13 protein-coding genes are annotated in these 13,409 nt (G+C 40.0%); 8 read left to right on the plus strand and 5 right to left on the minus strand.

Annotation, left to right across the window (positions count from 1 at the left end; genetic code table 11):
• Positions 1-10 precede the first annotated feature (10 nt).
• From R2S10_RS20915 to R2S10_RS20925, 3 genes are all read right to left on the minus strand, one after another.
• Positions 11-922 (minus strand): FecR family protein, encoded by a 912-nt coding sequence (locus tag R2S10_RS20915; RefSeq protein ID WP_316842364.1) that lies wholly within the window; start codon positions 920-922, stop codon positions 11-13.
• A 169-nt stretch (positions 923-1,091) separates the two neighbouring features.
• Complete coding sequence (locus R2S10_RS20920; RefSeq protein WP_316842365.1) at positions 1,092-2,606, minus strand: glycoside hydrolase; 1,515 nt, start codon at positions 2,604-2,606, stop codon at positions 1,092-1,094.
• Positions 2,607-2,803: 197 nt separating this feature from the next.
• Complete coding sequence (locus tag R2S10_RS20925; protein WP_316842366.1) at positions 2,804-3,346, minus strand: RNA polymerase sigma-70 factor; 543 nt, start codon at positions 3,344-3,346, stop codon at positions 2,804-2,806.
• Between the two features lie 221 nt (positions 3,347-3,567).
• Between R2S10_RS20925 and R2S10_RS20930 the strand changes: the two genes are divergently transcribed.
• Together R2S10_RS20930 and R2S10_RS20935 are read left to right on the plus strand one after the other, a co-directional pair.
• Positions 3,568-4,461, plus strand: a complete 894-nt coding sequence (locus tag R2S10_RS20930) for a DMT family transporter (protein ID WP_316842367.1) — start codon at positions 3,568-3,570, stop codon at positions 4,459-4,461.
• 301 nt (positions 4,462-4,762) lie between these two features.
• Entirely contained in the window at positions 4,763-6,796 is a 2,034-nt protein-coding gene (locus tag R2S10_RS20935; protein ID WP_316842368.1) for a M13 family metallopeptidase, read from the plus strand.
• A gap of 55 nt (positions 6,797-6,851) precedes the next feature.
• On the opposite strand, the gene R2S10_RS20940 is transcribed toward R2S10_RS20935, so the two are convergent.
• Positions 6,852-7,187, minus strand: a complete 336-nt coding sequence (locus R2S10_RS20940) for an MmcQ/YjbR family DNA-binding protein (protein ID WP_316842369.1) — start codon at positions 7,185-7,187, stop codon at positions 6,852-6,854.
• 119 nt (positions 7,188-7,306) lie between these two features.
• On the opposite strand from R2S10_RS20940, the gene mnmD reads away from it, so the two are divergent.
• The 5 genes from mnmD to mazG all read left to right on the plus strand — a co-directional run bounded on the left by mnmD (position 7,307) and on the right by mazG (position 11,419).
• Entirely contained in the window at positions 7,307-7,969 is a 663-nt protein-coding gene (gene mnmD, locus R2S10_RS20945) for a tRNA (5-methylaminomethyl-2-thiouridine)(34)-methyltransferase MnmD (RefSeq protein WP_316842370.1), read from the plus strand.
• Between the two features lie 121 nt (positions 7,970-8,090).
• The gene (locus R2S10_RS20950; RefSeq protein ID WP_316842371.1) at positions 8,091-9,041 is read left to right on the plus strand and encodes an aldo/keto reductase; all 951 of its coding nucleotides are present in this window, start codon (positions 8,091-8,093) and stop codon (positions 9,039-9,041) included.
• 124 nt (positions 9,042-9,165) lie between these two features.
• Positions 9,166-10,281 (plus strand): AI-2E family transporter, encoded by a 1,116-nt coding sequence (locus tag R2S10_RS20955; protein ID WP_316842372.1) that lies wholly within the window; start codon positions 9,166-9,168, stop codon positions 10,279-10,281.
• A gap of 23 nt (positions 10,282-10,304) precedes the next feature.
• Positions 10,305-10,601: a hypothetical protein gene (locus R2S10_RS20960; protein ID WP_316842373.1), complete on the plus strand. Its 297-nt coding sequence runs from the start codon at positions 10,305-10,307 to the stop codon at positions 10,599-10,601.
• An 11-nt stretch (positions 10,602-10,612) separates the two neighbouring features.
• On the plus strand, positions 10,613-11,419 hold the full coding sequence (mazG, locus tag R2S10_RS20965) for a nucleoside triphosphate pyrophosphohydrolase (RefSeq protein ID WP_316842374.1): 807 nt from the start codon (positions 10,613-10,615) through the stop codon (positions 11,417-11,419).
• Positions 11,420-11,488: 69 nt separating this feature from the next.
• Here mazG and R2S10_RS20970 read toward each other — a convergent pair whose 3' ends face one another.
• Positions 11,489-12,787: a DEAD/DEAH box helicase gene (locus tag R2S10_RS20970; protein WP_316842375.1), complete on the minus strand. Its 1,299-nt coding sequence runs from the start codon at positions 12,785-12,787 to the stop codon at positions 11,489-11,491.
• Between the two features lie 121 nt (positions 12,788-12,908).
• On the opposite strand from R2S10_RS20970, the gene R2S10_RS20975 reads away from it, so the two are divergent.
• Entirely contained in the window at positions 12,909-13,376 is a 468-nt protein-coding gene (locus R2S10_RS20975) for a DUF2059 domain-containing protein (RefSeq protein ID WP_316842376.1), read from the plus strand.
• Positions 13,377-13,409 lie beyond the last annotated feature (33 nt).

Genomic DNA, 13,409 nt, shown 5'->3' on the forward strand with positions numbered 1-13,409 from the left:
ATTGACCGATTTAATTACATCCGCTACCTGTTATAAGCACCTCCTTTTCTTTGTTAATTTGGTAAGTAATTCCTTGTATTTCCTTGATGAGGTCTAATACCTCTGTTAAGCTTTGGCTAGTGTTAAAACGAATACTGTTCTGACAGTTTCTGAATTTTTCGGGATCGTATTTGATTTTTACCTGATAGGCATTTTCTACTGCCAGTACCAGGTCTTCAAAATAAGCTGCATTCAGGACAATGTTGCCATCATTCCATGCCTTATGCTCCATTGCTTGTACATTTAACACCTTTGGTTTACGGTGATCTTTGTTGTACACAACTTGTTCATTTTTAAGCAATACACTGGTCTGGTGCTGATCGTCACTTACCGCTACTTTTCCAGACAATACCGCGACACTCATAGTAGACAATGCCTGGTAAGATTTTACGACAAAGGAAGTTCCTAATACGTTGGTCTTAATACCGGAAGCCTCTACTACAAAAGGAACTTTTTTATCGTGAACGATGTCAAAGAAACCTTCCCCATCCAATAGGTACACTGTTCTTTTCTTTCCGAATTTTTTAGGGTATTTGAAGGTACTGGCAGAATTTAACCATACTGTAGAACCATCTGGCAAGACCAATTGCTTTGTTTCTCCTTTTGGAACCGAAATGGTAATGTAATTACTATCCAGGGAATGGTAAAACAGCAATCCTGTTGAAAGTAAAATGAAACCAATGGCCGCAGCCATACTCAGCATTGTTTTTCTTCTTTTCAGCTTAATGCTTAGCTCCTGTTGCTCCTGAATTTCCTTGGTCGCCTGGATACGCTCCAGGATTTCCTGACCTAATTGTTCTTTATCTTTGTCGTCTTCAAAAAAACCGGAAGGGTCATTAATTCCGAATGCTTTATAAAGGCCGTTCTTTTCTTTCTCGTTCATATACTAAATACATAACGAATGAGAAGCGAGCTGGTACTATGAGAAAAAACCTATTTTGCAAAAAACCTCCTGAACAACTATGTTTCAGGAGGTTAAAATCACACTAACTTATCACAACGTGATGAGTTGCATTAAAAAAGATATTCAAATCCAGGCCTAAGCGACCCGATTAGTTTTTAACACCAGTAAAAGTGGTGACACTCTGAGCAGGCACAGTAACCGTGAAACTACCATCTGTAGCTGAAGTTAAAGTACTGCCCTGTGGCCAATGCGCGCTGTTACTTCCAGAAGTCTGGAAACTCAGTAATGATCCGGCAGAAAACCCTTGCAAACGAAGTGTACAGGTAATGACATCCGTACCCGGATTAATCGCGACCAAACTAAATTTCCCGGTATTCGGATCTTTATACGCTGAAACCTTTAGGACAGCGTTGTTCTGCACACTGGCCCCAAACCTATAATAACCGGCCTGGATGTATCGGGAAAATTGGCCCATTATATCATAGGTTTTTGGAAAATCCAAAGAGCCATCGCTATTGGTACAGATCAGGGACTCGTTATTACGGATTGCTAACATCCCCAGCCAGTAAACAAAACCATTGACATTGCATTCTGCAAGAAATTTGTGCATACTGGTGGCCAGTTTTAATCCGCCAACAATGGTATTGTCATAAGATCCACTATCATCAGAGGTCTCTGTCATCCATACTGGTTTGTTGGCTGTAGCATAATTCCAGGTGACTGGATTCTGGTTTAATCCCCTTTTTCCTCCAATTAACTCTCCTATCTCTACATAACCGTGACCGGCAAGAATATCAACATTACTTCTATCCATCCCTCCTAGAAAAGTATTCGCAGTACCCCATGCTGCATTCTCTGAGGAAAGAATTTTCATCGTATTTAAGCCTTGCTGGTTTAAAGCCGGTCTTAAATTATTGGTTACAAATTGTCCCAGATGTGCTGAAGTCCAATAAGAAGCATCCCAATCTGAAAACACATTCTCAGGCTCATTAGAAGGCGATATCGCATAGAAGTTCACTCCTTCTGTCTGATAAGATTTTGCGAATCCAGCCAGATACCTCGCAAAATCGCTGGAGCTGGTGTTGTAATTCAATCCATTAAACCACTTTGCGCTTTCCTGATTGGTATTCGTTTTCATGGACAAGGGAGGAGTCCAGGTACTTGCAAAAGTAATCGGCACCTGGTAGCGTTCTTTGATCTTTTTCAGGATCCATAGTTGTCCCAGATGCTCCTTTTGAACCGCCGTTAAGGAGGTATAAGCAGTACTATTTACGTCTACATCAATATCCACACCTGCAGGTTTGATGGTTACCACGCCAGTTTGCTTATTAAAAGGATAGGTATGGAGTACTTTTCCGCGGACCATATTCAACTTCAAACCGGAATTCCCCCATAGATAAGACATGATACTATCTCTTTTCGGAGATTCAAAGAAAGGCACGATACGCCCTCCAAAGGCACCAAACCCATCGATACGCTGATAAGTTTGTTCCCAATTGATAGTGACTTCTGCAGCGCCTGCAGCTGTAGTGGCAGCTAACGTATTCGCTTTTAGTTTTTGTGATTCCGAAACCAGATCATCAATCGGTTTCTTTTTACAGCCTCCGGCCAGGACGAGCGTTAGCATGGCCAGAAAAGTCAATTGTAGGTTGTTGCACCTCATAATTCATTTAATTTGAGTTCAGGTTTTACAAGTCATTATTGACCTGCAATTAATTAAATAATTAATTTGACATCAATTGGGAACCGCCCGAAAACAGCTCTCCTTAAAAGCGCTTTATTTGTTGTCTTGTCGTATACTTAGTACATAACTAACTTAAACAAAAGGAGTAATGAAAATAAATACTTTTTTATCCAATTTTAATACAATTGGCATTTAACGCGAAGTCTTTTAAGTGCGCTGGTAATTTGATTCTTTACCGTTTGAGAGGAAATGGAAAGTCGGCCGGCAATTTCATTCACAGAAAGGTCTTCTTCTCTGCTCATTTGAAAAACTTTACGCATCCCCACAGGCATGCTCTGGATTTCCAATGTCAAATGATTAGCAAGCTCTTTGGTACTGTACTGTTCGAAAAGTGAATTGTCGGTTTCTTCTGTGATATTTAAGTATTCTACATCGTGTTTGATGCGTAAGGTTTGCCGACGGTTAAGATCCGTCAACTTGTTTTTTAAGATGGTATAAATAAAACCAATAAAGGTGGTAGTAATTTTTAAAGAATGGCGCTTTACCCAGATCACCATAAACAAATCATGAACTACATCTTTTGCTTCTTCCCTATTGTTCAATTTCTTGCAGGCAATTGCATAGACTACCTCCCAATAGCGTGAATAAATCTCATTAAACGCGTCATCATTGTCTTCTCTCAATAAGTCCAGCAAGGCCAGGTCTGTTAGCTGTTTCAATAAACAAGGGTCTTAGGTGTGGTTATATTTGGTGATCCAATATATAAATTAAATTGCAAATTTAAAGGAATAGAAAAAGACCGCTTGCACCATCACCGTTAAGTTTTTATTAAGTTCTTGCACAGGTAAAACTCATTTCAACTACTCCGGGCTTTTTTTTATCGCTTTCTTAGCATTTAAAGCTTCCAAAAAATCGGCAAATTTCTTAGGTTTAAGACGAAATGACAAAAGGGACAATAAAGACGATCGGAATCGGGGTATTATTTTCAATGCTTTGGGCATCTGCCTCAGTAGCTACTAAATTCGGGGTTCGTTCTGCACCACCATTGATTCTCGCCAATGTTCGTTTTTTCCTTGCAGGGCTGGTCTTACTGGGTTATTGCTATGGGATCAGCAAAGATAAAATCTACCGCCTACCTACCTCCATAGAATGGAGACAACTGGCCATTTTTGGCTTCCTGAATACCGCTGTATACCTGGGATTGTATGTCTATGCCATGAAATTTACTGCGGCAGGCATTGGCAGTCTGGCCGTTTCCACTAATCCACTGCTAATTGTCCTTTTTTCCTCCTGGCTAATTGGCAGAAGGCCTTCGGGAGCAGAAATTCTGAGTATTGTACTTGGGATGACCGGAATTGCTTTCGCCACTTACCCTTTATTGGGCAACCAAAGTACCAGCCTCATGGGCATTGGACTACTCATGCTGAGTATGGTGGTCGTTTCTTTTGCCAGTGTTTATTACGCTAGGGTAACCTGGACTTTACCGAACTTGCTGATCAATGGATGGCAGGTCACCCTCGGAGGTCTTTTCCTACTCCCTATAACCGGTGCATTTGGCGACTTTCAATCTTTCCAACCTGATCCTATCTTTTGGTATTCGGTATTATGGCTGAGTCTTGCCGTTTCAGTCGTCGGGCTCATCTGCTGGTTTTTCCTCCTGAAACTGGATACTGTAAAGGCCTCTTTATGGCTATTTTTATGCCCATTGTTTGGATTCTTTTATGCCTGGTGGCTGATGAACGAACCCATTACCTGGTATACCGTTTGCGGCACTATCCTGGTGGTTTTAGGCTTATACATCGGTCAACGTCAACGCATTAAAAAAGCGAGCTAAACAACGCTTTATTCTGGAACTTTATATCCTATTTTTTTAACTGTACACAATAAAATTTGTTAAAATATGTTAAATAGATATAAAAACCCAAGTTATGAAAGCGATCAAAATAGTTCTATTTACAGGGGTCATCATTAGAAAACTAGGCTTAACCAAGCTATATTACTGGTTTAACAAGTAATATTTTCAATAGATATATGGTTTGTTTCCAGCGATTTCCTACATTGATCCTTCGATAGAAGAGCCAATAATTGTTATGGGATAATTACGGCCGTATCTATCTACTACTAACTAAATACTTATGACTACTAAACTGAAAAGCTATTTTGCTGCATTGGGGATTCTGGCTGCAAGTTATACTGCAAATGCCCAATCACCAATGAAATTTATTGATCCTGCAAATATGGATCTGACTATTAAACCGGGTGATGATTTTTATCAATATGCGAGTGGCACCTGGATTAAAAACAATCCTGTTCCTGCTAAAGAAACGCGCTGGGGAAGCTTCAACGCACTTCGCGACTTCAACATCAATGCCGTAAAAGGATTGGTAGAAGATGCAGCTGCCGATAAATCAGCTCCTGCAGGTTCTGTAAAAAGACGTGTTGGTGATTTTTATGCCGCAGCAATGGACAGTGTGACCATTGAAAAACTAGGTTACACGCCTATCAAGGCAGATCTGGAAAAGATCAAGCAAATCAAAGACCTTCAAGGTATTCTTGATCATAGCGCTTACCTGAGAACCACAGGTCTGGCCTCGCCTATGTTCAGCTTTTTCGTAGGGCAGGACAGAAAAAATGTAAACAAGTATATGGCTCAACTTGGACAGGGAGGAACTTCCTTACCTGACCGTGATTATTACCTGAAAGATGACCCTCGAAGTGTAAAAATCAGAGAAGCATACGATAAATATATGACCACCTTATTTACCTTAACCGGTAATAGCCCTGCTGAAGCAAAGAAAAAAGCAGCAACTGTGATGGCAATTGAGAAACAATTGGCAGAAGCACAAATGGCAAGAGTGGAAATGCGTGATCCACATAAAACATATAATAAATTTACTGTAGCAGATTTCAGTAAAACAACGCCACAGTTAAACTGGGCAACTATTCTTCCTAAATTTAAGGTAACAGGACAAGATACGATTCTGGTTTCTGCTCCAAAATTCTTTGTGAGTCTGGATGGATTGTTAAAAACCGTGCCTGTGGCAGATTGGAAAACATACCTGGAATGGAATATATTAAAATCATCAGCATCTAACCTGAGTAGCCCATTTGTGAACGCTTCTTTTGCCTTTACACAAGCAATGAGCGGTCAGAAAGTACAAACACCAAGATGGCAAAGGATGTCGCAGCTAACCGATGGCACCGTTGGTGAATTACTGGGACAGTTATATGTGGCGCAATACTTCAAACCAGATGCAAAAGTCCGCATGACGGAATTAATTGCGAACCTTAGAAAAGCATTTGAGATCAGAATCAATAACCTGGACTGGATGAGCGATGAGACTAAAGGAAAAGCACTGGAAAAACTAAATGCTTTTGTACCTAAAATCGGTTATCCTGATAAATGGAAAGATTATGAAGGTTTAACCATTACCCGTACTACCTACCTGCAAAACTTGCGTAATGCCGGTGCATGGGGCTATAATGAAATGGTTACGCAATTGGGCAAACCAGTAGACCGTACCCGTTTCGGGATGACTCCTCCTACAGTGAACGCGTATTACAGTCCTACGATGAATGAAATTGTATTCCCGGCAGGGATTCTACAATTCCCTTTCTTCGATCCTAATGCAGATGATGCCGTAAATTATGGGGGTATCGGTGCCGTTATCGGTCATGAAATGTCTCATGGATTTGATGATTCCGGAAGTCAATATGACAAAGACGGAAACTTACGCAACTGGTGGACACCAGAAGATAAAGTGAAATTTGAAGCAAAAACTAAAGCCCTTGGAGAGCAGTTTGATGCGTATACCGTACTGGATACCGTTCATGTGATCGGTAAACTGACTATGGGGGAAAACATCGGCGACCTTGGTGGTTTAAATGCCGCTTATACAGCCTTTAAATTAACCAAACAAGGACAGTCGGAAGATAAAATTGATGGCTTTACACCTGATCAACGTTTCTTCTTATCCTGGGCACAGGTATGGAGAGGAAATGTTTTGGATGAAACCGCAGCACAGCTGATCAAAACAGATCCACACTCTCCTGGTCCTTTCAGAACGATTGGTGCACCGGTAAATATGGATGCCTGGTATAAAGCTTTTGATGTGAAACCAGGTGATAAATTATACAAAAAACCAGAAGACAGAATCAGAATGTGGTAATCTGAATTCCTGTATCTATACAGCGCGGCCTCCTTTATGGAAGGCCGCGTTTTTTTTAGACATACAATGCCTGCAACTTCTTACTTAGCTTTGCCATGATCAATGCCCTGGACGTTGTAATCCGGGTTTTCAACTCTTCATCCGGCATCACTTCTAATCCACTTACTTTAATCCATTGTCTTTTTGCCATATGCGGTGCCTGTTCAATCCCAGGTCTTCCTACCAATGCATCAAAATCCTCCGGATCGCATTTCAAGGAGAAACTTCCCAACTCCAGATCAATGATCACAAACAGTTTTTCTGCAATCATAAAACAAAGGTGGTCCCATTTCATACCTTCTGTGGTCCCTTTTAAACTAAGGTTATAAGCTCTAAACGTTTCTATATTCATGATGATAAATTCCTCCTTAAAGCTACAAACCTTTTTAAGAATCGCAAAAGCTTCAACAGCACCGTTTAAAAAACATTATCTTGCGCCTCATCTATTAAACTTAGGGCTCATCTGTAAAAATGAATATCATAACTCTAACTGCCGACGGTTCCAATACGCTATTTAACGAAACTATTGGCGAACATTACCATTCTAAACACGGTGCTTTACAAGAAAGTAAACATGTATTTATTGACGCTGGATTAAAGCATGTAACTGCAAATCAAGAAGAGATCTCCATTCTGGAAATCGGATTTGGTACCGGACTCAATTTCCTGATGACCCTGGAATACACAGTAGCACAAAACCTTAAACTTAAATATACCGGACTGGAAGCTTTTCCATTAGAATTAGAAGCCTTAAAATCTACCGGATACCAACAATATGTTCCTGAAAACATCTGGAATAGTTTAGAAAACAATTATTTGAATGCTTTAAAAGCACCGGTAAACATTTTACCAAATCAGGAATTGTCTATCCCGCACATCACACTGGATCAATTTCAAAGTCCTGCTACATTTGACCTGGTTTATTACGATGCCTTTTCGGTACAACACCAACCGGAAATGTGGTCTGATGAAATTATTGCACATACCTGTAGCTTCCTGAAACTTGGTGGAACATTCGTTACTTATGCCATCACCGGAAAATTAAAACGCGCATTGAAAAGCAATGGATTTACCATAGAAAAGCTACCTGGTGCACCCGGTAAAAGAGAAATGCTGAGGGGAACAAAGTTATAATTAATGTCATTTTCCCTTACTGAATAATCGAGTGTACAACAATTCATTCTTTTTTGTTGTTAAATAGATGCGCCCTTAAAATCATTAAAGACGAACAATTAGAACAACAAGATAGCTGGCAATGGAAAAAAGAAAACTAGGCAACTCCGATTTATTTGTATACCCGATCACTTTTGGTGGGAATGTTTTTGGCTGGACCATAGACGAAGCCAAATCCTTTGAAATATTAGATGGCTTTACCGAAGCCGGCTTCAACTTCATCGATACTGCGGATGTGTATTCCCGATGGAATCCCGGCAATACTGGTGGAGAATCTGAAACCATCATCGGTAACTGGATGCAACAGCGAAAAAACCGCAACGAGGTCATCATTGCCACTAAGGTAGGTGCAGATATGGGGAATGGGAAATCGCTTTCTAAAAAGACCATTCTGGAAGGAGTAGATGCTTCCCTAAAAAGATTAAAGACCGATTACATCGACCTTTATCAGAGTCATTATGACGATCCAAATACCCCGATTGCTGAAACATTGGAAGCTTATGATGAGTTGATCAGAGCAGGAAAGATCCGTTGGGTTGGTGCTTCAAACTATTCTGCAGCACGATTAAAAGAGGCATTGGAAACGGCTCAAAAATTAAGTCTTCCAAAATATCAGACTTTCCAACCGGAATATAATTTATACTCCCGCGAAGGATATGAAAAAGACCTGGAGCAAGTAGCCGTAGACCACCAACTGGCTGTCATCAATTACTATGCTTTAGCCAGCGGTTTCTTAACCGGAAAATACCGCTCAGATGCCGACTTAAATAAAAGTCAGCGTGGTGCGGGTGTTCAGAAATATATGGACGATCGTGGCTTTAAAATATTGAAAGCATTAGATGAAGTATCCGAGCAATATAATGCCACACCGGCAAGCGTATCGCTGGCCTGGCTAATTGCCCGCCCCTCTATAACTGCTCCAATTGCTAGTGTAACCACACTTTCTCAACTGGAAGACCTTAAAAAAGCAGCCATGTTGAAACTCAATATTGAAGATATAGCGATTTTAGACCAGGCAAGTAATTGGAAATAACTCCCCCTACCTGTAAAAATAATAAGACATCACTGTAAATGCCTTGCCAAATAAAACTTGGCAGGGCATTTGTCTTTATGTGTAAATTACTAAATTACGAATCGATAAAGATCAAAATCCCTATATGAAGAACAGCCTCACTCAACCATTTAACACAAAACTAGCGATAGTGCTGTTCTCCATTATTTCTTTAGGATACCTTGCCATACTTGGGCAAACGATCCTCGCTCCATTACTCACGTCATTTTTACTGGCCATTCTGCTCTTACCATTGGCCAATTTTCTTGAACAGAAATGCAAGCTTAAAAGAAGTATGGCCTCCATCATATCTGTTATCCTTATGATTGCCGTGATCAGCAGCATCCTGTTTTTCCTGATCAATCAACTGACAGACCTTTGGCAAGACTGGCCTTTACTAAAGCAACAAGGGGAAACCTCTTTCCATGAGCTACAACATTGGATCTCAGCAAACTTTGGCGTAAATGCACAAAAACAAATTGAATATGTTAAAGAAGGGGCTTCAAAGGCATTGTCCACCAGCGCTGTGTTTGTTGGTGCTACCCTACTTACCCTCTCTACCTCTCTGTTGTTTCTCTTTTTCCTATTGCTATTTACCTTCTTTCTATTGAACTACAGAAGGGTATTGTTCAGCTTTTTAACTTCCGTATTTGAAGAACAACATACTGAAAAGGTAAGTGATATCGTAAGGCAGATTCAATACATCATCAAGAAATACATCACCGGCTTATTCCTGCAAATGGTCATTGTAACCAGCTTAATGATGTTGGTGCTTTGGATTTTAGGCGTTAAATATGCTGTTTTACTAGGCTTAATCACCGGGATTTTTAACATCATCCCTTATATTGGAATATTTAGTGCATTAGTCATCAGTGTACTGATCACCTTCGCAACTGCAGGTGCCGCTAAAGTATTATTGGTGATTATTGCTTTCATCGCTGTTCATGCGGTGGATGGGAATATCTTAATGCCATTGGTAGTTGGCTCTAAAGTAAAAATCAATGCCCTGTTTGCTTTTATAGGAATTGTGGTGGGTGAAATGGTCTGGGGCATCTCCGGAATGTTTTTATGCATCCCCTATCTCGCCATGCTGAAGATCATTTTCGACCGTATAGATACGCTAAAACCATGGGGAATCCTGCTTGGTGGAGAAGATAAACCACATAAGAAAAGAAAAGTTTACCGTCTTAGCAAGAACATCAAATTAGAAGAAAAAGAATAACATTTACCTCAGGATCATAGCTCATGAAAGAAAACCGTTCAGGACATATTCTAAATACTTCTGCCAATCTTTTAGGGCTTTGCTTTATTGTTTTGACCTCTATAAAGGTATCAAAAATGGAGGATGTCACCTTGATTGACGAGACCACAGCCCTGGCTATTTTGCTATTTATGACCAGTTGTATCCTTTCATTTATCTCTATGGGAAAAGTAAAAGGAGAAAATGAGCGATTGGAAAAAAGCGCAGATATTATCTTCTTATCCGGCTTGGTTGTTCTTTTTTTAACCACAATGATGATTACCTTTAACGTCATTAAATAAATCACAATACAATGCCCAATCATATCGCCCCAATCACTGCTGCCGATCCGGCAACCGCATTCCAAAGGTTGCTTACCGTATTAGATACCCTTCGTACCGACTGTCCATGGGATAAAAAACAGACCATGGAAACCCTTCGTCACCTAACAATTGAGGAAACCTACGAATTGTCTGATGCCATCCTTGAAGGTGATCTGGATGAAGTAAAAAAAGAATTAGGAGATGTGATGATGCACCTGGTATTTTATGCCAGAATCGCTTCTGAGACCAACGACTTCACCATTGTTGATGTACTAAACAGCGTTTGCGATAAGCTCATCAACCGTCACCCGCACATTTATGGTGATGTAGAAGTAAAAGATGAGCATGATGTAAAGCGCAACTGGGAACAGATTAAGCTAAAAGAAGGCAACAAATCTGTGTTAGCAGGTGTTCCTGCGGGCTTACCTTCCCTGGTTAAGGCCAGCCGCATTCAGGAGAAAGCTCGAGGTGTAGGTTTTGACTGGGATGATAAAACTCAGGTCTGGGAAAAAGTAGAAGAAGAACTTCAGGAGTTTAAAGCCGAATATAATACGAAAGACAATGAGGCCATTGACGTAGAAAAAGCAGAGGAAGAATTTGGTGACCTCCTGTTTTCTTTGATCAATTACGCCCGTTTCATCAATATCAATCCAGAAAATGCACTGGAAAAAACCAATAAGAAGTTCATCAAGCGGTTCCAGTACCTGGAAAGTAAAGCCAAAGAAAATGGCAAAGCCTTACAGGATATGACCCTTGCAGAAATGGATGTCTATTGGAATGAAGCCAAGAAAGTTTAAGGCATAAAAAAGCCCTTAGTTCAAATCTTATTTGAGCTAAGGGCTTTATCAATTTAACAGGCTATTGAACTAGCCGTGTTTCTTTTTCATGGTCATCTTAGCCTTCTGGCCGATACCATAGTTATAATCTTTTGTATTGCTTTCTTTCTTGTCATGGAAAGCACCACCACCGTTAGGGATGATGTTCTTCTCTTTAACAATCCTGCTTTTGTCAAAACCACCGGTTTTTGCTACTTTATCAATTACCAGGTCTTCTGGTAAATCCATTACTGTTAGCTTCTTCCCGATAGATTGCTCAATCTTTTTCACCTCAACCAGTTCCATATCAGTTGAAAAAGTAATGGCTACAACTTCTTCCTCTCCTGTTTTCACAATCCTGCTCAGGAAAGTTTCCTTTTGCTCAGGCACTTCAAAATGGAAGATAAAAGGGATACCAGAAAGGTCCAGGTTGTGGCTACCCTCATTGGCAACGATCAACACCCTTGCTTCAGGAATTTCCTTGAAATCTTCAATATGATCGAATCCATCTTCATCAAAGAACAAAGGATTCAGTACAGAAATTGCACCAGGTCTAGCCGAATGTAAACTCTTAGCTAGCTTTTGCGCAGTTAAACGCGTATTTACAAAAACTACTACCTTATCAAAAACCTCATCATCTCTCAACAATAGGTTGAGTAAATTCACTTTGGTTTTATGGTTAGGTACTTGATATAAAATCAAATCGTGGGTATTAGCTTGTTTTTCGCCTAGGTCTTCTACCTCTAAAGTAGTTGGGAAGTGTAGGAACTGATCGATCATATTGTTCAGTTTTTCATGAACAACAGTAGTAAAGATCAAATGCTGACATTTACCAGCACTCCTTGCCAACTCACAAACCGGAAGTTGCATTCCTTGTTTCACAATCACTTCTGCATCATCAACGATGAACATTTGCAATTTGCTCAGGTTTAAACCTAGTTTCAGGTAAATGGCTCTTGCTCTTGTTGGCAAAGCCACCACGATATCCACCCCGTCTACCAGATCCAATACATCCTGCTCTGTTCCTCCGTTTCCGTATAATCCCATAATACGGAGGTTCTTATTTTTATTTAGCTTCTCAAATTCTTCTATCACCTCTAATACCTTTTCCTTTGAAGGAACAAGGATCAGCACTTTTGGCGCTTCATCTGTGCTGTATTTCAGGCGCATTAGAACCCCAAGCACATAGTTCGTCGTTTTTCCTGAACCTTCAGGACCAACAGCGATGATATCCTGTCCGCCAAGAATTCTTGACATTGTTTTTGCCTGAATCTCTTTCGCAGATATATATCCGGCATCAGTCATTGCTGTTACCAGTTGCTTGCTTAGTTTTAATTTCTCTAATGACACAGTTTCTCTATTAATATTATTATTCTGCAAATTTACGTAATATTTAATTGAGGTCTGTAGCCTTTTATAATTCGGCAAACATAATAGTGAAAATATCAGATTATTGCCTTTAATTTGAAAGATGAAAAATCTACTCAAAACGATAAAAAAGCCGCTGCTGATCATTGCATTATTATTAAGCAGTACTATGTTTTCCTTTGGACAGGATAACAATTCCTATAAGGCAAGTTTAAAAGAAATGATGGATGCTGCAGGTTCTTCGGAAGCCTACAAAGTAGCGATTGTCCAAACTTTAAAAATGCTAAAATCTCAGAAAAGCGATGTTCCTGAAGCTTATTGGCAGGAATTAGAAACAGTTTTCATTAAATCTGCACAGGAAGATTTGTTTAATATGCTACTTCCGGTCTATCAAAAACACATCACTGAGGCAGAATTAAAAGACATCACAAAATTCTACCATACACCAACAGGAAAGAAATTTGCAGAAAAAACGCCTCTTATCTTACAGGATTCGATGGCCGCTGGCCAGGAATGGGGAAAAAAGTTAGGTGAGGAGCTAGTTAAAAAACTACAGGAAAAGGGCTATTAATCTATAACCTAATATTGATTTGAGGATCAATAT

It is taken from the genome of Pedobacter gandavensis (assembly GCF_032678745.1).
Taxonomy (GTDB): Bacteria; Bacteroidota; Bacteroidia; order Sphingobacteriales; family Sphingobacteriaceae; genus Pedobacter; species Pedobacter gandavensis_C.